This is a genomic window from Nocardia sp. XZ_19_369 (assembly GCF_015355715.1).
In the GTDB taxonomy this organism is placed as follows: domain Bacteria; phylum Actinomycetota; class Actinomycetes; order Mycobacteriales; family Mycobacteriaceae; genus Nocardia.
Genome location: NZ_JACVED010000003.1, coordinates 635,531 through 658,289 on the forward strand (window position 1 = coordinate 635,531; position 22,759 = coordinate 658,289).

23 protein-coding genes and 1 riboswitch are annotated in these 22,759 nt (G+C 68.7%); of the genes, 14 read left to right on the top strand and 9 right to left on the bottom strand.

All coding sequences use genetic code 11. The features are described 5' to 3' along the window. The first annotated feature begins 27 nt into the window (after positions 1-27). The gene (locus IBX18_RS14320; protein ID WP_194834142.1) at positions 28-810 is read left to right on the top strand and encodes an alpha/beta fold hydrolase; all 783 of its coding nucleotides are present in this window, start codon (positions 28-30) and stop codon (positions 808-810) included. A gap of 20 nt (positions 811-830) precedes the next feature. Then, positions 831-1,700: a sucrase ferredoxin gene (locus IBX18_RS14325; RefSeq protein ID WP_194834350.1), complete on the top strand. Its 870-nt coding sequence runs from the start codon at positions 831-833 to the stop codon at positions 1,698-1,700. 141 nt (positions 1,701-1,841) lie between these two features. Here IBX18_RS14325 and IBX18_RS14330 read toward each other — a convergent pair whose 3' ends face one another. Then, complete coding sequence (locus tag IBX18_RS14330; RefSeq protein ID WP_194834143.1) at positions 1,842-2,822, bottom strand: SDR family NAD(P)-dependent oxidoreductase; 981 nt, start codon at positions 2,820-2,822, stop codon at positions 1,842-1,844. A gap of 155 nt (positions 2,823-2,977) precedes the next feature. On the opposite strand from IBX18_RS14330, the gene IBX18_RS14335 reads away from it, so the two are divergent. From IBX18_RS14335 to IBX18_RS14355, 5 genes are all read left to right on the top strand, one after another. Continuing rightward, on the top strand, positions 2,978-3,433 hold the full coding sequence (locus IBX18_RS14335) for a hypothetical protein (protein ID WP_107654268.1): 456 nt from the start codon (positions 2,978-2,980) through the stop codon (positions 3,431-3,433). A gap of 21 nt (positions 3,434-3,454) precedes the next feature. Next, positions 3,455-6,808 carry an error-prone DNA polymerase gene (locus tag IBX18_RS14340; RefSeq protein ID WP_194834144.1) on the top strand — a complete coding sequence of 1,118 codons (3,354 nt, stop codon included), beginning with the start codon at positions 3,455-3,457 and terminating at the stop codon, positions 6,806-6,808. A 91-nt stretch (positions 6,809-6,899) separates the two neighbouring features. Beyond that, a complete protein-coding gene (locus tag IBX18_RS14345; protein WP_194834145.1) occupies positions 6,900-7,832 on the top strand; it encodes a M48 family metalloprotease in 933 nt (310 codons plus the stop codon). A gap of 95 nt (positions 7,833-7,927) precedes the next feature. Then, complete coding sequence (locus IBX18_RS14350; protein ID WP_194834146.1) at positions 7,928-8,968, top strand: DUF4349 domain-containing protein; 1,041 nt, start codon at positions 7,928-7,930, stop codon at positions 8,966-8,968. Further along, the gene (locus IBX18_RS14355) at positions 8,925-9,155 is read left to right on the top strand and encodes a DUF167 domain-containing protein (RefSeq protein ID WP_194834147.1); all 231 of its coding nucleotides are present in this window, start codon (positions 8,925-8,927) and stop codon (positions 9,153-9,155) included. Before IBX18_RS14350 ends, IBX18_RS14355 begins: the two co-directional genes overlap by 44 nt. Before the next feature lie 106 nt (positions 9,156-9,261). Here the strand turns inward: IBX18_RS14355 and IBX18_RS14360 are convergent, their stop codons facing one another. Further along, the gene (locus IBX18_RS14360) at positions 9,262-9,726 is read right to left on the bottom strand and encodes a tRNA (cytidine(34)-2'-O)-methyltransferase (protein ID WP_194834148.1); all 465 of its coding nucleotides are present in this window, start codon (positions 9,724-9,726) and stop codon (positions 9,262-9,264) included. A 124-nt stretch (positions 9,727-9,850) separates the two neighbouring features. Then, the gene (locus IBX18_RS14365; RefSeq protein WP_194834149.1) at positions 9,851-10,759 is read right to left on the bottom strand and encodes an SMP-30/gluconolactonase/LRE family protein; all 909 of its coding nucleotides are present in this window, start codon (positions 10,757-10,759) and stop codon (positions 9,851-9,853) included. 131 nt (positions 10,760-10,890) lie between these two features. On the opposite strand from IBX18_RS14365, the gene IBX18_RS14370 reads away from it, so the two are divergent. Both IBX18_RS14370 and IBX18_RS14375 read left to right on the top strand, forming a co-directional pair. Then, on the top strand, positions 10,891-11,295 hold the full coding sequence (locus IBX18_RS14370; protein WP_147129360.1) for a RidA family protein: 405 nt from the start codon (positions 10,891-10,893) through the stop codon (positions 11,293-11,295). 120 nt (positions 11,296-11,415) lie between these two features. Then, on the top strand, positions 11,416-11,661 hold the full coding sequence (locus tag IBX18_RS14375; protein ID WP_228541161.1) for a DUF3017 domain-containing protein: 246 nt from the start codon (positions 11,416-11,418) through the stop codon (positions 11,659-11,661). Positions 11,662-11,689: 28 nt separating this feature from the next. On the opposite strand, the gene IBX18_RS14380 is transcribed toward IBX18_RS14375, so the two are convergent. Continuing rightward, positions 11,690-11,857, bottom strand: coding sequence for a hypothetical protein (locus tag IBX18_RS14380; protein WP_194834150.1), 168 nt, complete (start codon positions 11,855-11,857; stop codon positions 11,690-11,692). Positions 11,858-11,892: 35 nt separating this feature from the next. Here IBX18_RS14380 and IBX18_RS14385 point away from each other — a divergent pair, with 35 nt between their 5' ends. After that, positions 11,893-12,111, top strand: coding sequence for a hypothetical protein (locus IBX18_RS14385; RefSeq protein ID WP_194834151.1), 219 nt, complete (start codon positions 11,893-11,895; stop codon positions 12,109-12,111). 94 nt (positions 12,112-12,205) lie between these two features. Here IBX18_RS14385 and IBX18_RS14390 read toward each other — a convergent pair whose 3' ends face one another. Further along, on the bottom strand, positions 12,206-13,153 hold the full coding sequence (locus IBX18_RS14390) for an oxygenase MpaB family protein (protein ID WP_194834152.1): 948 nt from the start codon (positions 13,151-13,153) through the stop codon (positions 12,206-12,208). Between the two features lie 164 nt (positions 13,154-13,317). On the opposite strand from IBX18_RS14390, the gene IBX18_RS14395 reads away from it, so the two are divergent. Then, on the top strand, positions 13,318-13,989 hold the full coding sequence (locus tag IBX18_RS14395) for a TetR/AcrR family transcriptional regulator (protein ID WP_194834153.1): 672 nt from the start codon (positions 13,318-13,320) through the stop codon (positions 13,987-13,989). Here the strand turns inward: IBX18_RS14395 and IBX18_RS14400 are convergent. The 3 genes from IBX18_RS14400 to IBX18_RS14410 form a co-directional block, all read right to left on the bottom strand. Beyond that, complete coding sequence (locus IBX18_RS14400) at positions 13,982-15,100, bottom strand: homoserine O-acetyltransferase (RefSeq protein ID WP_194834351.1); 1,119 nt, start codon at positions 15,098-15,100, stop codon at positions 13,982-13,984. The two genes, IBX18_RS14395 and IBX18_RS14400, sit on opposite strands and share 8 nt — an antisense overlap. 38 nt (positions 15,101-15,138) lie before the next feature. Next, positions 15,139-16,476, bottom strand: a complete 1,338-nt coding sequence (locus tag IBX18_RS14405; RefSeq protein ID WP_194834154.1) for a bifunctional o-acetylhomoserine/o-acetylserine sulfhydrylase — start codon at positions 16,474-16,476, stop codon at positions 15,139-15,141. Between the two features lie 92 nt (positions 16,477-16,568). Beyond that, positions 16,569-16,679: riboswitch (SAM riboswitch) on the bottom strand. A 51-nt stretch (positions 16,680-16,730) separates the two neighbouring features. Further along, complete coding sequence (locus IBX18_RS14410) at positions 16,731-17,450, bottom strand: TetR family transcriptional regulator (protein WP_194834155.1); 720 nt, start codon at positions 17,448-17,450, stop codon at positions 16,731-16,733. Between the two features lie 134 nt (positions 17,451-17,584). Here IBX18_RS14410 and IBX18_RS14415 point away from each other — a divergent pair, with 134 nt between their 5' ends. After that, a complete protein-coding gene (locus tag IBX18_RS14415; RefSeq protein WP_306796263.1) occupies positions 17,585-19,051 on the top strand; it encodes an MFS transporter in 1,467 nt (488 codons plus the stop codon). Positions 19,052-19,355: 304 nt separating this feature from the next. After that, positions 19,356-20,573 (top strand): NADP-dependent isocitrate dehydrogenase, encoded by a 1,218-nt coding sequence (locus IBX18_RS14420; RefSeq protein ID WP_107654281.1) that lies wholly within the window; start codon positions 19,356-19,358, stop codon positions 20,571-20,573. Between the two features lie 137 nt (positions 20,574-20,710). Here IBX18_RS14420 and IBX18_RS14425 read toward each other — a convergent pair whose 3' ends face one another. Then, positions 20,711-21,598, bottom strand: coding sequence for an NAD(P)-binding domain-containing protein (locus IBX18_RS14425; protein WP_194834157.1), 888 nt, complete (start codon positions 21,596-21,598; stop codon positions 20,711-20,713). Positions 21,599-21,727: 129 nt separating this feature from the next. Here IBX18_RS14425 and IBX18_RS14430 point away from each other — a divergent pair, with 129 nt between their 5' ends. Beyond that, a complete protein-coding gene (locus IBX18_RS14430) occupies positions 21,728-22,726 on the top strand; it encodes a helix-turn-helix domain-containing protein (protein WP_194834158.1) in 999 nt (332 codons plus the stop codon). The last annotated feature ends 33 nt before the right edge of the window (positions 22,727-22,759 follow it).

Sequence of the window (22,759 nt, forward strand, 5' to 3'; positions counted from 1 at the left end):
TCCGTGTGACAAGTCGCAGGTCGGAAGATGACAACCCCAGTACTCTCGAAGATCGTGGATCTCGCGGTGACCAGACTTGCCTTCGGTGACGTGCGGATCGCCTACCGGGATTCGGGGGCGACCGCGGGTGCCGACGTGCCCGTGGTCCTGGTGCACGGCATGGGCGGGGACGGGCACACCTGGGACCGGTTCGCCCGCGCGCTGGTGCAGGTGGGCCGCCGGGTCATCATTCCCGACCTGCGTGGCCACGGCCGCAGCTCACACACCGACTCGTACCGGTTCGACGAATTCGGCGCCGACGTCCTGAAACTGTGCGACCGGCTGGAACTGTCCACGGTTGATCTGGTCGGCCATTCGCTGGGCGGCTACGCCGTCTCCTGCGTCGCGCAGGAGCGCCCGGAGCTGGTGCGCCGCCTGGTCATCGAGGAGTGCCCGCTGCCGTTGCAGTCCGGCGCCGAAGAACTGCGGCTGACCCGCCGTTTCCCGACCGTGCCCGAGCTGTGGCACGCCACGAGCAGCCTGGCCAGGCATCCGCGCGCGGTGCTGGCCTTCGACCGGTCCATGACCAGGACCGCGCTGGAACAGTTCCGCAAGCCGAACCCGGAGTGGTGGGATCGGCTCTCCGACATCACCGCGCGGACGCTGGTGCTGCGCGGCGGCCCCGGCGGCATGGTCGATCCGGCGAAGCTGGCGCTCATGCGCGCCGCCATCGCCGACTGCACGGTCACCGCCTTCGCCTGCGGTCACAGCATCCACCGCGACCGCTACCGCGACTTCGCGGCCGCCGTTCATCCTTTCCTCGCAGCGTGAACCACACCGGCTTCGAGGGGATGCTCTGCTCCGCCGCCGCGGTGCACACTCCACTGTCCGGCAGCGCCACCGAGGTGACCGGCTGGTTGTGCATCGAACACCCCGGTGCCTGGGGTCGCGATGTGATCGGCGACGAGGTGCTCGGCCCGGAGATCACGCCCGAGCTGGCGGTGCGGACCGCCGCCGCGCACGTGCGCCCGACCTTGATCCGGCGCCCCGGTCGCAATGAATTCACCGGCACCCGAACGGTTTTGATCGCCAGCTCGCGGCCGACGGGGTCCTGGTGCGAGCGTTTCGAGATCACCGATCTGAAGCAACTGCTCGATGTCGACCTGAATCTGCTGGCCGGTCCGCCGCCCGGAATCGGTGTGCCCGTTGCCGATCCGCTGGTGCTGGTGTGCGCGCACGGCAAACGCGACCAGTGCTGTGCGCTGCTCGGCCGCCCGATCGCCGCGGAACTCGCGACGAAATACCCTGGGCAGGCGTGGGAGTGCTCGCACACCGGCGGTCACCGCTTCGCGCCCGCCTTGGTGCTGCTGCCGTCCGGGCTCACCTACGGGCGGCTCGACGCCGCCTCCGCTGCGGAGATGGTCGAAGCCGCCCGGCGCGGCGCGGTCTCGAACACCGGCCTGCGTGGCCGCAGCTGTTACTCGCCGGTCGAACAGGTCGCGGAAGTCGCGGTGCGCGAACGGGTTTCCGCCGCCGTCGACGATCTCACGGTTGCCCTCGACAACGACACCGCCGCACTGGTCACCCACCGCGACGGCCGTCGTTGGCGGGTTACCGTGCGCACCATCGCTTTTCCGGCGCGTCAACCCAGCTGCAATGCCGCTCCCAAGGCGGTAACCGCCCTCGCGGTGGACACGATCCAGGCCTTGCCCGTCGACTGAACCGCGACGCCACGGAGCGTCCATTCGGCCGGTACCGCAACGAGGTCCCGTTCGGTGCCGAACCGCGCAGCTCGCTGCTCTGCTCGGGCGGCCTGGTTCGGCGAGCCGGACATCACCGGGCTCGCTCGGCCGATGTCGTGATCACCAGTGGGTGCCGGGGACCCAGCGGGCGGCGCGGCGCAGGGCGGTGCCGGTGACCCGGCGGGCCGCCGAGCGCGGGCGCGGGACAGTTTGGGGGACAGCGGGTTCCGCGGCTTCTTCGGTGTCCTCCACCTGCTCACCCTTGGCGGCGGGGGAGTCCGGCAGGGCGCGGTAGTAGCGGTGCAGGATGCGGTCGCGGAACTTGGGGGTGAGCAGGGCGCCGTATTCGGCGAAGGTGCCCAGCGGCACGTCGATGCGCTTGGGGCGTTCGGTCAGCGCGCGCACGATCGTCGCGGCCGCCCACTCGGGGGATTCGCTGGGACCCTGGTCGCCGCTCGGGGTGATCATCGGGGTGCGCACCAGCGGCATGTGGATGGTGGTGAAGGTGACGCCGTCGGCCATGGTCTCGACCGAGGCCACCTCGGCGAACTTGTCCAGCGCTGCCTTGCTGGCCAGGTAGGCCGCGAAACGCGGTGTCGCCACCTGCACGCCCGCGCTGCTGATGTTGACGATGTGGCCGAACTTGCGCTCGCGCATCTGCGGCAGCAGCGCCAGCGTCATCCGCAGCGCGCCGAAGTAGTTGACCGCCATGGTGCGCTCGAAGTCGTGCAGCCGGTCGGTGGAGCGGTGGATGGCGCGGCGGATGGACCGGCCCGCGTTGTTCACCAGCATGTCGACGTGGCCGTGCTCGTCGAGGATGGTCTTCACGACGTGGTCCACCGAGTCGGAATCGGTGACGTCGCACTGGTATCCGTAGGCGCTGCCGCCCGCGGCCTTGATCTCGTCGACCACCGAGGCGAGTTCGTCGGCGCGGCGGGCGAGCAGGAACACGGTGGCGCCCTTGCCCGCGACGGCGATCGCCGCCGCCTTGCCGATCCCGGAGGAGGCGCCGGTGATGAGGACATGCCGACCCGTGATGTCGCGGCTGCGACGGCCGCGCCGGGTCTCGGGCAGGCCGGTGTCAGCGGATGCTTCGCTCATCGCTGCTCCTTTGCAGTTCGGTTGGCATGAACTTACTCCGAAGTAAGTTTACTCGCCAAGTGGCACTGCTCACTTTTCGGGGCTGGGGTCGAGGTGGTGAACACGGGTCGAACAACCTCTCGAAATCGATCGAACATATGTGCGATACTCGGCGCATGGCGGACGATCGGATGGCGGACATCTTTGCCGCGGTGCGGCTCGGTGGTGGGGACCAAGCGGCGGCGCGACAGGCGCTGGAGAAGTTGTGGGACGAGATCGGTGAGGGCGGTGATCCCTTGCACCGCTGCGTGATCGCGCATCACCTAGCCGATCTGCAGGACACCGCCGCCGCCGCGCTGCTCTGGGACCGGCGGGCGCTCGCCGCGGTGTTCGGCCCCGGCATCCCGCTGGACGAAGGGCTCCGCAGTTTCCTGCCGTCGCTGTATCTCAACCTGGCCGACAGCCACCGGCGAGTCGGCGACTTCGAAGCCGCCCGCATGCAGCTGGCCATCGCCCGCGGGCACCTCGATGTCCTCGCCCACGACGCCTACGGCGCCCTGATCCGCGCGGGCCTCGACGATGTCGAAGCGGCGCTCGCCGAGGGCTCGACGGCGCCCCTGCCGACCAGCTGACGTATGAGGAGGTGAGCCGCGGTGGGGTGGAGCAACGGTCCCCCTACCTGGTCCGAGCTGGAGCGGGTGCTGTCGGGGCGACCCGGCCGGACGAACCCGGACGCGATGTACCCCGGCGACGGCGGCGACAGCCCGGCCTGGTCCCGCAAGCGCGGGGAGTACCTGGCCGGGCCCGCGCTGCCCGCCGACGGGCCGACGGTGCCGTACGCGGAGCTGCACACGCACTCGGCCTACAGCTTCCTCGACGGCGCGAGCCAGCCGGAGGAGCTGGTGGAGGAGGCCGTGCGGCTCGGCCTGGAGGCGATCGCGCTCACCGATCACGACGGCTTCTACGGCACCGTGCGGTTCGCGGAGGCGGCAAGGGAATGCGGGATGCCGACGGTCTTCGGGGCCGAGCTGTCGCTGGGCACGCAGGCGGAGACGACCCCGCGCCGCGGGCCTGTCACCATCCCGGATTTCATGCCGCGCACCGGATCTCCCGATCCCGCCGGGCCACACCTGCTGGTGCTGGCTCGCGGCCAGGAGGGCTATCGCCGGCTGTCGCGGGAGATCGCGGCCGCCCACATGGCGGCAGGGGAGAAGGGCATCCTCCGCTACGACTTCGACGCGCTCTCCGCGGCCGCCGAGGGGCACTGGCAGATCCTGACCGGCTGCCGGAAGGGTCATCTGCGTCAAGCGCTCGAACACGACTTACGTTCGGGCAGTACGCGTCTCGTACGGTCCGAGGCCGCGCTGCGCGACCTGACGGAGCGGTTCGGCGCCGACCGGGTGAGCGTGGAACTCACCCACCACGGCATCCCGGAGGACGACGAGCGCAACGCCCACCTCATCGCGCTGGCCGACCGCCTCGGGCTGCCCGTATTGGCCACCACCGGAGCGCATTTCGCCGGGCCGGGTCAGCGCCGCCGGGCCATGGCGCTCGCGGCGATCCGGGCCAGGCAGAGCTTGGACGAGATCGCCGGCTGGCTGGCCCCCACCGGCGGCGCGCATCTGCGCTCCGGCGCGGAGATGGCGCGGTTGTTCGCCGACTGCCCGCAGGCGGTGCGCAACGCGGTCGCGCTGGCCCGCGAATGCGCCTTCGACCTGAAGCTGATCGCGCCGAAGCTGCCGCCGTTCGACGTGCCGGCGGGCCACGACGAGAAGTCCTGGCTGCGGGCGCTCACCCTCGCGGGCGCCGCGGCGCGCTACGGCCCGCCGGAGCGAAACCCGCAGGCGTACCGGCAGATCGAGCACGAGCTCGCGGTGATCGACGAGCTGGAATTCCCCGGCTACTTCCTGGTGGTGCACGACATCGTCACCTTCTGCAAGGACAACGACATCCTGTGCCAGGGTCGTGGCTCGGCGGCCAACTCGGCCGTCTGCTACGCGATCGGCATCACCAATGTCGACCCGGTCAGCAACAACCTGCTGTTCGAACGTTTCCTCTCGCCGGAACGCGACGGGCCACCCGATATCGATGTCGACATCGAATCCGACCGCCGCGAGGAGGCCATCCAGCACGTCTACACCAAGTACGGCCGTGAGTACGCCGCGCAGGTGGCCAATGTGATCACCTATCGCGGCAAGTCCGCGGTCCGCGATGCCGCACGCGCACTGGGCTTTTCGCCGGGCCAGCAGGACGCGTGGAGCAAGCAGGTGAGCCGGTGGACCGGCGTCGGCGGCGAGACCGGTACCGACATTCCCGCCGAGGTGCTCGGGCTGGCCGCCGAAATCGAAGGACTGCCTAGGCATCTCGGTATCCACTCCGGCGGCATGGTGATCTGCGACCGCCCCATCGCCGACGTCTGTCCGGTGGAGTGGGCGCGGATGCCCGGCCGCAGCGTGCTGCAGTGGGACAAGGACGATTGTGCCGCCATCGATTTGGTGAAGTTCGACCTGCTCGGTCTGGGCATGCTCTCCGCGCTGCACTACATGATCGACCTGGTGCGCGAGCACACCGGCGAGATCGTCGAGCTGCACAAGCTCGATCTGAAGGAAGCCGCCGTCTACGAGATGCTCTCGCGCGCCGACTCGGTGGGTGTGTTCCAGGTGGAGTCGCGAGCCCAGATGGCGACGCTGCCCCGGCTGAAGCCGCGCGAGTTCTACGACCTGGTGGTGGAGGTGGCGCTGATCCGGCCCGGCCCCATCCAGGGCGGTTCGGTGCACCCGTATATCCGACGCCGCAACGGCGCCGAGCCGGTGACCTACGACCATCCGGCCCTGGAGAATTCGCTGGCCCGCACGCTCGGTGTGCCGCTGTTCCAGGAACAGCTCATGCAGATGGCCGTCGACGTCGCGGGCTTCACCGCGGCCGAGGCCGACCAGCTGCGCCGCGCGATGGGCTCCAAACGCTCACCGGAGCGCATGGAAGGCCTCAAGGAACGCCTCTACCGTGGCATGCGCGAACTGCACGGGATCACCGGCGAAGTGGCCGACCGGATCTACGAGAAGCTCTACGCCTTCGCGAATTTCGGTTTCCCGGAGAGTCATTCGCAGAGTTTCGCCTCGATCGTGTTCTATTCGTCGTGGTTCAAGCTGCACCACCCCGCGGCCTTCTGCGCCGGTCTGCTGCGGGCGCAGCCGATGGGCTTCTACTCCCCGCAATCCCTGGTCGCCGACGCCCGCAGGCACGGCGTCGTGGTGCACGGCCCCGACATCAACGCCAGTCGCGCCGAACCGACCCTGGAGCAGGACGGCACCCAGGTGCGCCTCGGCCTGGCGGCGGTCCGGCACATCGGCGACGACCTCGCCGAAAAGATCGTCGCCGCACGAGATCAAGGACCGTACACCTCCTTCCTCGACCTGACCGGCCGCGTGGAACTCACTGTCGTGCAAGCGGAATCACTCGCCACCGCGGGTGCCCTCGGCGGTCTCGGCAGCACCCGGCGCGAAGCCCTCTGGGCGGCGGGCGCCGCCGCGGGGGAACGCGCGGATCGGCTGCCCGGTACCGGCGCCGCCACCACCGCCCCCGTGCTGCCCGGCATGAGCGACCTCGAACTGGCCGCCGCCGACGTCTGGGCCACCGGCGTCTCCCCGGGCAGCTATCCCACCGAATTCCTGCGCCCGCAACTCGATGCGCTCGGCGTGATTCCCGCCGCCGGGCTGCTTGCCGTGCGGGACGGGTCGCGCGTGCTGGTGGGCGGCGCGGTGACGCACCGGCAACGTCCCGCCACCGCCGCCGGTGTCACCTTTCTCAACCTGGAAGACGAGACCGGCATGGTGAACGTCGTCTGCTCGGTCGGGCTGTGGGCCCGCTACCGCCGCTTGGCGCAGAGTGCGCCCGCCCTGCTCATCCGCGGTCGCGTGCAGAACGCCGAGGGGGCGGTCAGCATCGTCGCCGAACACCTGCGGCGGCTGGACCTGCGCGTCGACTCCAAGTCGCGCGACTTCCGCTGAGCCCATGAAAAACTCGTCTTCCTCCCCGGATATCGCCGCCATAGGATGAGGCGTTCTGCCAGCGCGGCCCCGTCGGAAATCGGGAGACACCATGCCAGCGCATTCGGATGCCGGCTCGCCACGGCGCGCCACCGCACCAGCCGTGCGTCCTCGCTACCTGGCGATCATCGTGACACTGTTGCTCGCGTTGCCGACCGTATTGCTCAGTGCCGCAATCATTCTGGTCCTCGGCGCGTGGGTGGGGATCTGGTTGGCGGTGACGGCCGTCGTGGTGTGGGCGTTGTTCGGCGTCAGCCTCTTCGATGCGGCGTGGTTCACGCCCAATCGTGCGAAATTCGCCAAGGCATTCGGGTTTCGGCACCCGATCCCACCGGAGGACGAGCTCCTCGCCGCGGCATGGGAGCAGGTCACCAGCGCGCCAGGCGTGGACGGGTGGCCGTACTCGCTGTGGGTGGAGCAATCCGATGACCCGAATGCCCTCGCCGCGCCCAGTCGTATTGTCGCGGTGACGAGTTCGGCGCTCACCGACCTCGATTCGGGGGAGCTCGAAGCGGTGCTCGCGCACGAACTCGGGCACCACCTGAACGTCGATCCCCGGGTGCGACTGGTCGACATGTGGATCGCCCTGCCGGGGCGCGTGCTGTGGGCGGTGTGCAGGCGTCTCGGGCGGATCGCGAGGATCCTCGGCCCGCTAGCACCGTTCGCTCGATTCGTCGCGGCGGTGGGTCTACTGCCTGTCGTGGCCATCGTGCTGACACCGGTGGTGGGGTTCGGTGCCGCGCTCCTGTTCGTTGTCCTGCTGATCGTGGAACCGCTGACCAGGAGCGCACAGTGTCACCGCGACGAATACGCCGCCGACCGTGCGGCCGTCGACCTCGGCTACGGTCGTGAACTGGCGGCCGGTCTGCGCAGCTGGGAGTCCGAGACAACCCCCCGCCTCGTCGCGCTGGGCGATCGGCTCTACAGCACGCATCCGCCCCTGGCGCTGCGGATCAGGAAGATCACCGCTCGGCTCGGCGAATGACCTGGCCGCCCACACTTTTAGAGAAGTGTTAGAAGGGCTCTAGAGAACAGTTATGTCGGGCTGTTCGTGCGGTAACAGGGGCTACTGTGCGAATCATGCGGAAGCTTGCTGTGCTGTGCATCGGTCTGCTCGGTCTGACGTTGCTCGTCGGCTGCGGCTCCGGCGACAACGACGCCAAAAGAGCAGCGCCGCCGGGCCGGCCGTCGACCTACGCCACGGTGGAGTCCGCGCCGGCGCCCGCCTCCGTGCCGCCGGGGCTGCGCGACCAGGGGGCCGCGCCACGCAAAGACAACACCGGCAATGAAACCGTCACGGTGCGTAAGGAAGTCGTCACCGGCAGCGTAGAGATGACCGCGGGCAAACCGATCGAGGCGGCAGCCAAGATCGCCGACCGGGTGCGCGAGGCAGGCGGCCGGATCGACAGCCGGACCGAACAGCCCGGCACCGAGGACGCAGACCCCAGCGCCACCCTGACCGTCCGGGTGCCCGCGGACAAGACCGACGCGTTCATCGACGGGCTCGGCGGCCTCGGCCGCGTCACCCGGGTGCACACCAACCGCGACGACGTGACGATGCAGTGGGAAGACCTGGACGCCAGGATCCGGGCACTGCAGGCCTCCGTCGACCGGCTGCGCGGGCTCATCGCGGGCGCGACCAACACCGCCGACCTGCTCAACGCCGAGCAGGCGCTGTCGAGCAGGCAGGGTGAACTCGACAGCCTGACCGCGCAGAAGCGCCACCTCGACGACGACGTCGCGCTGTCCACGCTCACCATCGACGTCACCACCGCGACCACCAAGGCCGAGGAAGACCGCGCCGACAACTTCTGGGAAGGGATCGTCAGCGGCTGGAACGGGCTGGTGGACTGGCTGAAGGATGCGGTCGTGTTCACCGGTAAGGCGCTGCCGTGGCTCGGCTTCCTGGTGGTGCTCGCCGCCGTGGTCTGGGGCATCGTGCGGCTGGTGCTGCGGCGGGGCAAGCGCGGCGCTCCGGCAGAATCGACACCGGTGGGTGCCGGCGCGGCTACGAAGTCCGGTTCCGGCGGCACGGAAAGCGCAGGGGCCGCGGGTAGCACGGCGACGGGAGACAAGAGTGCCGACAACGGTCCGGGCGACCATAAAACCGAACAGCCGTAAGGGCCCGCTCGTCGAAATCCTCGACGACGGCACCCTCCAGCTGTACGTGCGCGCCCCGGCCGTCGAAGGCAAAGCGAACAAGGCTGCCATCGAACTGCTCGCCGAGCATTACGGAGTGCCCAAGAGCGCCGTCCGCCTGGCGGCCGGCGCCACCTCCCGCTTCAAGCGTTTCGAGATCGATCGCTGATTCGCTGAATCGCTTGCGTATTAGGCCTTTTCGCGCACCTGTCGTCGCGCCTGGCCGGAGCTCGTTGGCAATCTCCGTGCGCCAGCGGCGAATTCGTGCGCGGCGGTCACACTCCGCTGTCGAACCCGACCTGCCGCCACGCCTCGTACACCGCGACCGCGGCGGCGTTGGACAGATTCATCGATCGGCGCCCCGGCAGCATCGGAATGCGCAGCTGATCGGTGACATGCGGATCCTCGAGCACCGCCGCGGGCAACCCCGTCGGCTCGGTCCCGAACAGCAGCACATCCCCTTCCCGATACGCCACGTCGGTGTACCGGGTCGTGGCCTGCGTGGTGAACGCGAATACCCGCTCCGGCCGCACCGCCGCCCACGCCGCCGCCAGATCCTTGTGCACCGTCACCGACGCCAGATCGTGGTAATCCAACCCGGCCCGCCGCAACTTGGCCTCCGAAAGATCGAACCCCAACGGCTCGACCAGATGCAGCTCACACCCGGTCCCCGCCACCAGTCGAATCGCATTCCCGGTATTTCCGGGTATCGCGGGCTCATGAAACATCAGTCGGAACACGGCAGACAGTCAATCAGGCGTTCGCCGCTGCGCTTCGCCGACCTACCGCCCGCCGATACTCGAGACTGACGTCGCTCTGGCCGACCAGCCGATACGGCACAGGGGGGACGCTTGATTGCCGGGGTCAGGGGAGCTGGATGGGGGCGAGGTCTGTGTCGGGTGGGGGGCGGAGGCGGCGGAGGGTGCCGTCGAAGAGGGTGGTGTAGAGGGCCCAGGTGTTGCCGTCGGGGGCGATGCGGACCGAGCTGGGGCCGGCTTGGCCGATCGCGAGCCCGGCGGCGATGACGCAGGTGGCGCCGGTGGTCGGGTCGACGCGGTGGATCTCGCCTGCGGTGTGGGCGGCGACGTAGAGGGCGCCGGAGCGGGATGTGGTCAGGTCGTCGAGGCCGGGGAACAGGCCGGGGATGGTGGCGATGACGGTCCATCGATCGGGGGCGTCCAGCGGGACGCGGATGACTCGGCCGGTGAACAGGTCGTCGGTGTAGACGGCGCCGTGCTCCGGGTCGAGCGCCAGGCCTTCGGAGCGTGGCACCGGCGACCAGTTGAGCACGGTGGCGCCGGTGTCGGGTCGATAGCGGGTCAGGCCCTTCGACGGGCCGCCCTCGGTGCCGACCCAGGTGGTCAGCAGGTCGCCGCCCGGCAACCGCAGCAGACCGTTGCCGTCGAGCGGTGCCACCGAGGTCAGCCGTTCGGTCCCGGTGTCCAGCTGCCACAACTGGCCCCCGGCAAGGAAATACAGATTCGAGCCGACCAGTTGCAGGCCGCGGGGGACCCGCAGGTTTTCCAGCACTGTCCGCACCTGACCGGCGCCATCGAGGTGATAGATCTTCGAATCCGCGGACATGTAGAACCCGCCACGGCCGTCCGGTTCGAGGTTCTCCAACTGCTCCAAACCCTGTACAAGGGTGTCGACTTGCCAGCCACCGCAACCCGCCGCACCCACACCCTGCGCGGGCCCCGCCGCGGCACCAGCCCCCGCCACGATCGCCACCGTGACGCACAAGGCGCGAATGCGTCTGCCCACCATCCCCATTCCGCGCAGCCTATGCCGCGGCACCTGGGAGGTCGACACCGCAGAACCGTGGGCGCCAGCGCAACGGTCACTGCCTTTGAGCGAAACCCCGTGTGCGGCAATCGTCCTCATCTGGCGGTTAGGATGCGCGGATGGTGAGCACCTCGCACAATCCGGTAGACACCCAACCACCCGCACCGGGCTTCGCGCACGCGACGTCGGCCACCGGTAGCAGGATCATTCACATTTCCGGGCAGGTCGGCACCGATGCTTCGGGCCGGGTGGTCGAGGGTGGCCTGGCCGCCCAGACCACGCAGGCCTTGCTCAACCTGGGCCGCGCGCTCGAGGCGGCGGGCGGTAAGGCCGCCGACCTCGTCAGCGTCCGGTTCTACGTGGTCGATTGGGACCCGTCGAAGTTCGAGGCGCTTGGTGCGGCCGGTGCCGCGGCCCGCGTGCACTACGAGTTCCCCGAAACCGCGGTCACCCTGGTCGGCGTGGCCGCCCTGTTCACCCCGGAGCATCTCATCGAGATCGAGGGTGTCGCGGTCGCCGACTGAGCCCGTCGGCGGCGGTGGACCGGGGGAGTCTGTCAGAATCGGGGTGTGACCGATGCCGACACGTCCACCGCGGACCACCGGGCAGCCAGTAGCTCCCCGTTCCTGCGCTGCCATCTGCCGATGGTGGTCGTGGCGCTGGTCATCGCGGTGGCGATCGTGTTCGTGGCGCAGGACCGGTGGCGCCGCGGCGCGCTGTTCTTCGGCGGAGCGACGCTGCTGGCCGCGGCGTTCCGGCTCTGCCTGCCGACCGCACAGGTCGGCTTGCTCGCCGTGCGCAGCAAGCCGTTCGACGTCGGTGCGCTGACCGTGCTCGGCTCCGCCATCGTCTTCATCGCCGCGACCATCAATACCCTGGGCGTCGGCTAGTACCGGGAAGCTTTGGCGGCCAACGGGTTCAGCGGGCGTACTGCTCGGTGAAGACCGTCTGATCGCGCGCCCTGCGACCAGGGTGCGGCGGGACGGTGTCGCTGTACCCGACCGCGACCAGCACCGCGATGGCCAGCTCGGCGCGGTCGCCGATGCCGATGGCCTGCTTGACCAGGTCGGCATCCCAGCCGTTCATCGGGGCCGAGGCTGGTGGCGGCGAGCATGACGTAGGTGGCCGCGATCATCGCGTTCTTGACGGCGTTCTCCCGGAGCAGGCCGCGTTCGCGCAGCGAATGGAATTCGCTGCGGGAGTTCGGCATCGCGGTGAACGCGGCGTTCCAGGCCGCGTTGTGGACGGCCAGTTCGGCAATGTCGGCATTGCTGTGCTGCCAGGCCGTGGGGTCGGCGACGAAGACCAGGACGACGCATACCCATTGCGGCACTACGTGATTGGATAGAAACCAACATCAACCTGATCGAGCAGGCGCGCCGGGCCCGCTGAACAACCCGCCGCACCCCTCGACGCGGCGGGTTGTCGCGAAACTCAGGCTGGTTCGGCCACCAGTTCGGCCCGCCCGGATCGCCCGTACAGGGCCCGCGCCTCGGCCGGGGTCACCGTCTCGAGCCTGGCCGGCGGCGCCGCGTTGATGTGCTCCTTCAAGATCTGTCCCGCCATCGGCGCGACGAACGGCGCCGCGACCAGCAGGCCGAACGAGTTGAACCGGCTGAAACCCCACACCAGCACCTTGGCGGGCAGCCGGACCGCGAGATCGACGATGCCGAGCCGATCGAAGCGCCCCAGCTTGCGCATCCACTTCGGCAGGGTCGCCACCGAAGTCAGCGAAAGCAGCCTGCTCCCTATGGCATACGAGATCCCGGCCCCGTTGCGCGGTGAGGTCCACAGCAGGTGGTGCATGCCTTCTTCGGCGCGCTCGGAGGTGCACAGCCGCGGGCGGACCCGCTCGAAGTACGCGCGCACCTCGGCGCGTGAGCGCGGCACATCCTCGGGCTTGCAGGTCTGCAACTCGGCCGCGATCGCGCACTCCTGCCAGAACCGCGTCTCCTCCTCCGGCGTCAGCCCGGGGCCGAACACCTCGTACGCCTTGAGCACGGAATGCCAGCCGGTGATGTGGATCCAGAGCTGCGTCTCGGGGCTGTTCGCGCTGTAGCGGTTTCCGCTGATCGGCTCGATCCCGGTCATCGGCGCGTGAATCCGCATGAGGTGCTCGGCCGCCTGGATGGCGGTGCGTCCGTCGGCGATCGCGGCGATGAGGAAGTAGGAGAAGGTGTGGTCGAGGCGTTTGCGCGGGTCGCTGTAGATGCCGCGGGAGTCGGCGACGGCCGCGGTGAGGAACGGATCGAAGTGCTCGAGCACGACGGCCCGCTGGAAGCCGATGACCGCGGTGGGTGCGGTCCAGACCTTCCAGCTGGGTGAATCGGGGCCGAAGAACCCGTAGTCGTCCCGGCGCAGGGTGGTCGGATCGAACTGCATCACGTGCTCCTTTGCGGTGATCGCCCCGGCACCGGGGGTGAATACAACGCAACCGTAGCAATTGCGTGCAATGAATACAACGATTGCGTAGCATTTGTGACCGACGGGATGCGGAATCGCGGCCGCGATGCTGTCAGGATGGAGCGCATGGAGGTGAAGCGGCAGTGACCACATCGCGCACCGCGGCGGACCGGCCGCGCCGGCGTTACGCGCCACGCCTGCCGCCGGAGCAGCGCAGGGCGCAGTTGCTCGACGCCGCCTTCGCGGTGTTGAGCCGGGTGGAACTGCACGAGCTGAGCATGGAGGCGGTCGCCCAGGAGGCCGGCGTCGGCAAGCCGGTGCTCTACACCGTGTTCAAGACCCGCGCCGAACTCGTTGCGGCACTACTGGAACGGGAGCGCGAGCGCGGCCTCGAGCAGGTCGCCGAGACCTTGCCGACCGACCTGATGGGCGCCGACCCGGTGGTCGCGGCCTCGGCCACCGTCGAGGCGTTCGTCGGTGTGGCACTGGAGAATCCGACCCGCTGGCGCCTGATCCTCGCCGGACCGGGCAATGCCCCCGACGAATACCGTGAGGCACTGCGGCATTCCCGCGCGGGCATCTTCGATCAGGCCGAGGCGCTGGTGCGCGTCGGTACCGCACTCGAACCACGCTGGGCCGGAGTGGATTCCGCGCTGCTCACCAACTCGCTGCTACAGGTCGCCGAGATGCTCGGCAGGCTGGCGGTCAGCGAGCCCGACGAGTATCCCCGCGAACGCCTGCAAGGATTCGTGCACGCCATCGTCGGCCTACTGATGGGCGCGCCATCGTCCAAAGACGCAGGCGAATTCAGCTAGCAGGCTGACGACTCTGCTGCGCCAACCGCATCGTCTCGGTCAGCAACTTCGACACCGCCGCAGCCTCTGTGAGGAACCCGTCGTGCCCGTCGCGCGAGTGCACGACCTCGAGTCCATCGCAGCCGGGCAGCCCCTCGGCGAGCTCCTGCTGCGTGCGCAGCGGATACAGCCGGTCGGAGTCGACGCCGCCGACGACGCACGGCACCGGCGTCGCGGCCAGCGCCGCCGCCACCCCGCCGCGCCCGCGCCCGATGTCGTGCCGGTTCATCGCCTCGGTCAGCAGCACGTAGGTGGCGGGATCGAAACGGCCACAGAGCTTGTCGGCCTGGTGATCCAGGTAGCTCTGCACCGCGTATCGGCCGCCGCGCCACGGATCCTCGGCGCCCTGCGCGCTGTTCTCGAACCGGTGGTCCAGCTCGTCCTCGGTGCGATAGGTCAGATGCGCGATGCGCCGGGCGATGCCCATGCCGGTCATCGGCGCGCGGTCGGTGTCGTGGTAATCGCCGCCCTGCCAGTCCGGATCGGCCTTGATCGCCGCGATCTGGGTGGTCTGCGTGCCGATCTGGTCCGCGGTGGCCCGGGCGCCGACGGCCAGCACCAGTGCGGAGCCGACCCGATCCGGTGCGCCGACCATCCACTCCAGCACGCGCATGCCGCCCATCGACCCGCCGACCACGGCGGCCAGCCGTGCGATGCCGAGCCGATCCAGCAGCGCGGCTTCGGCGGCCACCTGGTCCCGGATGGAAATCTCCGGAAACCGGGAGCCCCAAGGCTTTCCGTCGGGCGCCAGCGTCGACGGCCCGGTGCTGCCCTTGCAGCCGCCGAGCACGTTCGTCGCGACGACACACCACTCGTCGGTGTCGAGCGGACAGCCGGGGCCGACCATCCCGTCCCACCAGCCGGGCAGCGGATGGATGTCGTCCGGGTGCCCGACCACGTGCGAGTCGCCGGTCAGCGCGTGCTCGACCAGCACCACGTTGTCCAGCGTGGGGGAGAGCTCACCCCAGCGCTGCACGGCCAGATGCACCTGCGGAATGACCGCGCCGCTCTCCAGCCGGACATCGCCGATGGGGATGATGCCGAGCCGCCCGTCCGGGGGCGGCAGGGCCACCCCGGACGAACGGGCCACACTCGGTTCGGTACTCACCTTCACGTCGCCGCCGCCGCGAAACCGGCGCGCAGATCGGTCAGGATGTCGTCGATCCCTTCGATCCCCACCGCCAAGCGGACCAGGCCCGGAGTGACCCCGGCGAGCAGTTGCTCGGCGGGCGTCAGCTGCGAATGTGTGGTCGACGCGGGGTGAATCACGAGGGAGCGCACATCTCCGATGTTAGCCACATGGCTGTGCAGGACTAATCCGTCCACGAACTTCTTGCCCGCATCGACACCGCCGCGCAGTTCGAAGGCGACGATCGCGCCGGGGCCCTTGGGGGCCAGTTGCTTGCCGCGTTCGTACCAGGGCGAGGAGGGCAGACCGGCGTAGATGACCTTTTCGACGTCCGGGTGCGTGCTCAGGAATTCGGCCACCGCCTTGGCGTTGGCGACGTGCCGCTCGATGCGCAGGCTCAGCGTCTCGATGCCCTGGCTGATCAGGAACGCGTTGAACGGCGAGACCGCCGAGCCGAGGTCGCGCAGCAGTTGCACGCGCGCCTTGAGCGCGAACGCGGGCGCGCCGAGATCGGCGAACACCGCACCGTGGTAGCTGGGGTCCGGGGTGGTGAAGCCGGGGAAGCGCGGCTGACCCTGCGCGTCGGTCACCGTCCAGTCGAAGGTGCCGCCGTCGACGATCACGCCCGCCACCGCGGCGCCGTGCCCGCCGAGGTACTTGGTCGCCGAGTGCACGACGATGTCGGCCCCGTGCGCCAGCGGCTGGATCAGGTACGGCGTGGCCACCGTGTTGTCGACGATCAGCGGCAGCCCGGCCTGGTGCGCGACGGCGGCGATACCGGGAATGTCGAAGATGGCGCTGCTCGGGTTGGCGATGGTCTCGCCGTAGAACGCCTTGGTGTTCGGCCGGATCGCCGCGCGCCACTGGTCCAGGTCATCGGGGTCCTCGACGAAGGACACCTCGATGCCGAGCTTGGGCAGCGAGTAGTGGAAGAGGTTGTAGGTGCCGCCGTAGAGGTGCGGGCTGGACACGATGTGGTCGCCGGCCGAGGCCAGGTTCAGGATGGCGAACGTCTCCGCGGCTTGTCCGGAGGCCAGCAGCAGTGCGGCGACACCGCCTTCGAGCGCGGCGACGCGCTGCTCCACCACGTCCTGGGTGGGGTTCATGATCCGGGTGTAGATGTTGCCCGGCTCGGCGAGCCCGAACAGCGCGGCGGCGTGCTCGGTATCGCGGAAGGCGTAGGAGGTGGTCTGGTAGATGGGCAGGGCCCTGGCGCCGGTGGTGCTGTCGGGGGCCTGTCCCGCGTGCACCTGTTTGGTCTCGAAAGACCACTGCGCGGTCGGGTCGACGTCGGCCGCGGGCACGGTGGAATCACTCATGAGCTTTGCTCCAAAGAAAAGGTTGTTCGCCAGAACTAACGGGTTATCGGGTCAACGGCGAAGTACAACAACACATTTCGGGAACCTCCTGGAAAGCGCGCTTGCTCTCGACCTTCGAGAGCCCGGTCATCACCCGGAGCACCCCACCGCTGCTGGAGGGTTGCCGTCCAGCAAGCCGGGGCTTCGCGCTGGCACTCATGACCTGACGGCATCATAACCGGCGCCCGATCGGCGACCGAAATCCGGAGCCGAACTCAGCGGGTCGCGCCGGGTCGCGCGGCGCCGCACACCCGGGTGAACTCGTCGAAGGCCGTGGTGAAGGAGTCGCGGCCGGCCGCGGCCGCTGCCTGCGGATTGTCGTAGTCGAACATGCTCTCACCGCACTCCATCGCCAGGTGACCGATGAGCTGCCAGGCGCCGAGGATCAGCCGCACCGGCAGCGCGTCGGGGGTGCTGTCGAGTCGTTCGGCGACCACCGCGGCGATCGCGACGTTCTTGCTGTCGGCGTGCTCGAGGCTGCGCGCGCTGACCGCCGGGCTGCTGCGCATGATCCGCTGCATCTGCTGGAACTGCCGGAACGAGACCGGTCCCTCGGCGGACTCGCTCGCGGCGTGGTCGATCACCAGCAGAAACGCCTCGCGGATCGACTCCAGCTCGTTGCCGGTGACGGGGAGTGTGCGCAAGGTCTCCGCGACCGTCTCGCCGAAGTCCTGGATCGGACCGAGGACGATGTCCTCTTTGCTGTCGAAGTATCGGTTGATCGTGCGCGGCGAGACGTCGGCGGCGTTGGCGATCTGTTCGACCGTCGTCGCGTCGAATCCCTGTGCGTCGCAAAGCTCCAGCGCGACCTCGATGATGCGCAACCGGGTCTTCTGCTTCTTGCGCTCCCGCAGGCCGGGATGGGCGTTCGGCCCTGCGCTGGCGGGGGTCTCCGCCGCGGTACGCGCGCTCGTCGGCGTCGGTGACTCGAGCATGTTCACACCCTATCGCAACCTAGTGGTTTCGTGTCTTTAACCGCCAAATGTCGGATTGCGACATTTTTCGCTTGACGCCAAATGTCGTCTGATGCCAGGATAGCCGCACAGTGTCCAAAGATGAGGAGTCCACGGTGACAAAACAAGGCGGTTCCGCCCGCTGGTTTGCTCTCGCGGTGATCGCGTTGGCCCAGCTCATGGTGGTTCTCGACGCGACCATCGTGACCATCTCGCTGCCGTTCGCGCAGCACGATCTCGGCATCAGCGACGGCAACAAGCAGTGGATGCTGACCGCTTACACGCTGATCTTCGGCGGCCTGCTGCTGCTCGGCGGTCGGCTCGCCGACTACCTGGGGCGACGCCGGATCTTCATCATCGGTCTGGTCGGATTCGCCGCCGCGTCGGCACTTGCCGGTCTGGCGCAGAACGGCGCCGAGATGTTCGCCGGGCGCGCGCTGCAGGGTGCGTTCGCGGCCTTGCTCGCGCCCGCCGCGTTGTCGTTGCTGTCGGTGACCTTCACCGAACCCGGTGAGCGCGCAACGGCATTCGGCGTGTTCGCCGGTATCTCCGCCGGTGGTGCCGCGCTCGGCCTGATCGCGGGCGGCGCGCTCACCGAGTACGCCTCCTGGCGCTGGTGCCTGCTGGTGAACACCCCGATCGCGCTGCTCGCCCTGCTCGGCGCGCTGGTGTGGGTGGTCAAGGACGTGCCGACGCCGCGCACCGGCGGCTACGACGTGCCCGGCGCGGTCACTGTGACGCTCGGTCTGATCGCGATCGTGTACGGCTTCAGCCGCGCCGCCGACGACGGCTGGCTGGCGGGTAGCACCCTCGGCCTGCTCGTCGCCGGGACCGCGCTGCTGATCGCCTTCGTGGTGATCGAACGGCGCTCGGCCAATCCGCTGCTGCCGCTGCATATTCCGGGTGAGATCAACCGGGGTGGCGCGTTCCTCGCCGCGTTGCTCGTGCCGATCGCCATGTTCGCGATGTTCCTGTTCCTCAGCTACTACTTCCAGATCACGCTGGGTTATTCGTCGCTGAAGGCGGGCTTCGCGTTCCTGCCCTTCCCGGCAGGCATCGCGATCTCCGCGGGCATCACCAGCGCGCTGCTACCGAAGATCGGTCCGCGGCCGCTGATGGTGGCCGGTGCGGTGCTCGGCGTGGTCGGTCTGGTGTGGCTGGCGCAGCTGGACTTCGGCGACAGCTTCGCGACGAGCGTGCTGCCCGCCCAGGTGCTGATCGCGCTCGGCATGGGTCCGCTGTTCGTCGGCATGCAGACGGTCGCGCTGCATCAGGTGGAGGAAGAGGATTCCGGCGTGGCCAGTGCGCTGCTGAACGCGGCGCAGCAGGTCGGTGGCGCGGTCGGCACGGCGCTGCTGACCACCATCTCGGTGCAGACGGCCAAGACCTACGCCGAGAACCACCCGACGATCGACAACCTGGTCGCCCGCGCCTCGATCCACAGCTACGACGTGGCGTTCTATGTCGGAGCGGGCTTCTTCCTCGCCGCAGTCCCGGTGATCGCGCTGATGATCCGGGACCGGCCGGAGAACCTGATCGAGGGTTCCGAGGAGGGTGCCCGCCCGGTGCACGTCGGAGTCTGATCGACAAGACCACCCCGCGGTCCGCGTGTCGCCTGCCCGGCGGTGCGCGGACCGTGTGCGTCCGGCGCGGCGACCTGCGAATTGCGCAATGACCTACCAGTCAGTAAGTTCGTGGGGTTTCTCACTCGGGGGGCTGCCCGCACACCACGATCATCGGCAGCAGTACGCTTGTCTTGTTTGCACCACACGTCTCGCGGACAACGCGGGGCATATACGTTGTCTGTTGGAACAGCTGGGGTCCGCTCACAAGCGTGTTCACCTGGCCGTGCAATGAGGGCACCATCCTAGGAGGACACGAAGATCCATGTCCAAAATCAAGGTTGAAGGTACCGTCGTCGAACTCGACGGCGACGAGATGACCCGGATCATCTGGCAGTTCATCAAGGACAAGCTGATCCATCCGTATCTCGATGTGAATCTCGAGTACTACGACTTGGGCATCGAGTACCGGGACAAGACAGACGACCAGGTCACTGTCGACGCGGCCGAGGCGATCAAGCGCCACGGGGTCGGCGTCAAGTGCGCGACCATCACCCCGGACGAGGCCCGCGTCAAGGAATTCGGCCTGAAGAAGATGTGGCGGTCGCCCAACGGCACCATCCGCAACATCCTCGGTGGCACCATTTTCCGCGCGCCGATCATCATTTCGAACGTGCCGCGCCTGGTGCCCGGCTGGACCAAGCCGATCATCATCGGCAGGCACGCGTTCGGCGACCAGTACCGCGCCACCGATTTCAAGGTGTACCAAGCGGGCACGGTCACCCTGACCTTCACGCCGGAGGACGGCAGCGAGCCGATCCAGCACGAGGTCGTGAAGATGCCCGAGGACGGCGGCGTCGTCATGGGCATGTACAACTTCAAGAACTCGATCATCGATTTCGCGCGGGCCTCGTTCAACTACGGCCTGCAGCAGAACTACCCGGTGTATCTCTCGACGAAGAACACCATCCTCAAGGCCTACGACGGCATGTTCAAGGACACGTTCCAGGACGTGTTCGATGCCGAGTTCAAGACCCAGTTCGACGCGGCGGGCCTGACCTACGAGCACCGCCTCATCGACGACATGGTCGCCTCCTCCATGAAGTGGGAGGGCGGTTACGTCTGGGCCTGTAAGAACTACGACGGTGACGTGCAGTCCGACACCGTGGCGCAGGGCTTCGGCTCGCTCGGCCTGATGACCTCGGTGCTGCTGACCCCGGACGGCAAGACCTGTGAGGCGGAGGCCGCGCACGGCACCGTCACCCGGCACTACCGTCAGCACCAGCAGGGCAAGCCGACCTCGACCAACCCGATCGCGTCGATCTTCGCCTGGACGCGCGGGCTCGAGCACCGCGGCAAGCTCGACAACACCCCCGAGGTGATCGGCTTCGCGCAGACCCTCGAGGATGTCGTCATCAAGACCGTCGAAGGCGGCCAGATGACCAAGGACCTGGCCTCGCTCGTCGGCGGTGACCAGGGCTACCTGAGCACCGAGGAGTTCCTCGGCGCGCTCGACGCGAACCTGGCTCGCGCACTGCGTTGAGTCGGTGAACAAACCCGGCGCTGGAGCTGATCCGGCGCCGGGGGATGAGCTCCTCCGCCCAGGCCGAGTTGGTTGGGCAAGCTGTTCTGAATGACGGGCACCCGCACCACTCGGTGGTACGGGTGCCCGGATTGTTTCTAGGCGCGGGCGGGACTGTTGAGCAGTAGCGGAACTACTCGCGTCAGGCTGTCTGCGCCGATGCCGTGCTCGACGCCTGAATCGAACAACCGCAGTAGCGGATCGAGCAGGTCGGTGGGTACGTCCGCGTCGCGGTTCGCGTCCAGCAGCATCCGCAGAATGAATTGATGCTCATCGACGCTGGCCATGATCGGCGGGAATTCACCGTTATCGATCTGGGCCGCGAGTGCGGGCAAAGTATCGATCACCGAACGCAACCATGGCACCAGCAGCGAACCGGTGGGTTCCGCCGTGTCCCGGTGCGCGCCGCGCAGCATGGCGGCCGCTTGGAAGAAGCCACCGAACAGGCCGTACATGCCTGCCAGTACCGCTAAGTCGTGCACACTGGCCAGCCCGGCGTCTGCCCCGAGGTGCTTCGCCGTGCCCAGCTCGGCGATCACGGCCTGCTGGTCGGTCGCCGCTTCGGGCGAACCGCTGTAGATGATCGTCGACTCCGGCGTGCCCATCGTCTCCGGCATGCCGAGGATCGAACCGTCCAGGAAGCGCCCACCTTGTTCGGCGATCCAGGCTTCGAGGTCGCGTGCCTCGGCCGGGCGTCCCGTCGACAGATTCACTACCGTGCGGCCTGCCAGTGCTTCTGGTGCGGTGTGCAGGAGGGTGGCCGCGATCGCGGTCTCGGGCACCGAGACGACGATCAGTTCCCCGGCCTTCAGCGCCTCGGTGAGCGAAACCGCCCGGACCGCGCCGAGCCCATCCAGGTGCGGCGCCCGATCAGGACTGCGATTCCACACCGTGACGGGGTGGCCGTTGCGCAGAAAGACTTGGGCGATCGCCGCGCCCATGCGGCCGAGACCGAGCACGGTCACCGGTGTGTGGTCGCTGGTCATGATTCCTCCGTCGATGTCGTGCGTGCTGATGAAGTGGGCGCCCGCAGACCAGTTTTCAAGCTCGGACCGCCGGGGTGTGAGTGGCAGGACCGACCTCGACCGAACGTTTCCTGCCATAAGCTGGCGGCCATGACCGGTCATGTCGTCGCGATCGCCGTCACGCCCGGGGCACTGCATCCCTGGGACCTCTACGAGCTCGGCGTGATCGCCGCGGTCTTCGGCACCCCGCACCCCGACCTCGCCGATCCCTGGTACGAACTGCGGGTGTGCTCGGTGCTGCCCGCCGCGGCCGAGTCGGCGATCGGCGGCGGCGCCTATCTGCGGGCCGAGTACGGTCCGGACGAACTGCTGCGCGCCGATACCGTGTTCGTGCCCTCGATCGCCTACGACTGCGTCACCGGCGACCGTCCGGTGCCGCCGGAACTACTCGACGGGCTCCGCGCGGCGCATCGCGGGGGAGCGCGGATGGTCGCCCTGTGCAACGGCATGTTCGCGCTGGCCGCGGCGGGCCTGCTGGACGGGCGCCGGGTCACCGCGCACTGGGAGCACGCGCCGATCCTGGCCCGTCGTCATCCGGCCGTCCAGGTCGACGGCACGGCGCTCTACGTCGATGACGGCGACATCCTCACCAGCGGCGGAATGACCGCCGCCGTGGATCTTTCGCTGCACCTGGTGCGCCGCGACTTCGGCGCCGCCGTCGCCAACCGGCTGGCCCGGCGCCTGGTGACCCCGCCGCGACGGTCGGGCGACCAAGCGCAGTTCGTGGATCTGTCCGTGCAGGCCCGTGCCGAGGCCGACCTCGGTCCGGCGCTCGAATGGGCCGTCGCCCATCTGGATCAGCCGCTCACCGTCGAAGCGCTCGCGGCGCGCGCCACCATGAGTCCGCGCACTTTTCACCGGCGCATGCGGCAGTCCATGGGGGTCACGCCGAAGCAGTGGTTGCTGACCCAGCGGCTGGCCCGTGCGCAGGCACTGCTGGAATCCACCGACTTCGGCATCGAGCGGATCGGCAGGCTGTGTGGTTTCGGCACCGCCGCGAATCTGCGCCGCCACTTCGCGGCGGTCGTCGGGGTCACGCCCGCCGAGTATCGGCGCACCTTCGAGCAGCGCGAGTCACCGGCCGCCTGAGCCGAATGGCTCGACGGCGTAAGCGAATCCGAT

What these genes read in the sequence shown, in the direction of transcription:
- IBX18_RS14370 (WP_147129360.1), top strand. Translation starts at nt 10,891, where the DNA reads ATGGTGAGCACCTCGCACAATCCGGTAGACACCCAACCACCCGCACCG.
- IBX18_RS14325 (WP_194834350.1), top strand. Translation starts at nt 831, where the DNA reads ATGCTCTGCTCCGCCGCCGCGGTGCACACTCCACTGTCCGGCAGCGCC.
- IBX18_RS14410 (WP_194834155.1), bottom strand. Translation starts at nt 17,450, where the DNA reads ATGCTCGAGTCACCGACGCCGACGAGCGCGCGTACCGCGGCGGAGACC.
- IBX18_RS14335 (WP_107654268.1), top strand. Translation starts at nt 2,978, where the DNA reads ATGGCGGACGATCGGATGGCGGACATCTTTGCCGCGGTGCGGCTCGGT.
- IBX18_RS14425 (WP_194834157.1), bottom strand. Translation starts at nt 21,598, where the DNA reads ATGACCAGCGACCACACACCGGTGACCGTGCTCGGTCTCGGCCGCATG.
- IBX18_RS14375 (WP_228541161.1), top strand. Translation starts at nt 11,416, where the DNA reads ATGGTGGTCGTGGCGCTGGTCATCGCGGTGGCGATCGTGTTCGTGGCG.
- IBX18_RS14420 (WP_107654281.1), top strand. Translation starts at nt 19,356, where the DNA reads ATGTCCAAAATCAAGGTTGAAGGTACCGTCGTCGAACTCGACGGCGAC.
- IBX18_RS14320 (WP_194834142.1), top strand. Translation starts at nt 28, where the DNA reads ATGACAACCCCAGTACTCTCGAAGATCGTGGATCTCGCGGTGACCAGA.
- IBX18_RS14350 (WP_194834146.1), top strand. Translation starts at nt 7,928, where the DNA reads ATGCGGAAGCTTGCTGTGCTGTGCATCGGTCTGCTCGGTCTGACGTTG.
- IBX18_RS14345 (WP_194834145.1), top strand. Translation starts at nt 6,900, where the DNA reads ATGCCAGCGCATTCGGATGCCGGCTCGCCACGGCGCGCCACCGCACCA.
- IBX18_RS14380 (WP_194834150.1), bottom strand. Translation starts at nt 11,857, where the DNA reads ATGAACGGCTGGGATGCCGACCTGGTCAAGCAGGCCATCGGCATCGGC.
- IBX18_RS14330 (WP_194834143.1), bottom strand. Translation starts at nt 2,822, where the DNA reads ATGAGCGAAGCATCCGCTGACACCGGCCTGCCCGAGACCCGGCGCGGC.
- IBX18_RS14365 (WP_194834149.1), bottom strand. Translation starts at nt 10,759, where the DNA reads ATGGGGATGGTGGGCAGACGCATTCGCGCCTTGTGCGTCACGGTGGCG.
- IBX18_RS14390 (WP_194834152.1), bottom strand. Translation starts at nt 13,153, where the DNA reads ATGCAGTTCGATCCGACCACCCTGCGCCGGGACGACTACGGGTTCTTC.
- IBX18_RS14405 (WP_194834154.1), bottom strand. Translation starts at nt 16,476, where the DNA reads ATGAGTGATTCCACCGTGCCCGCGGCCGACGTCGACCCGACCGCGCAG.
- IBX18_RS14430 (WP_194834158.1), top strand. Translation starts at nt 21,728, where the DNA reads ATGACCGGTCATGTCGTCGCGATCGCCGTCACGCCCGGGGCACTGCAT.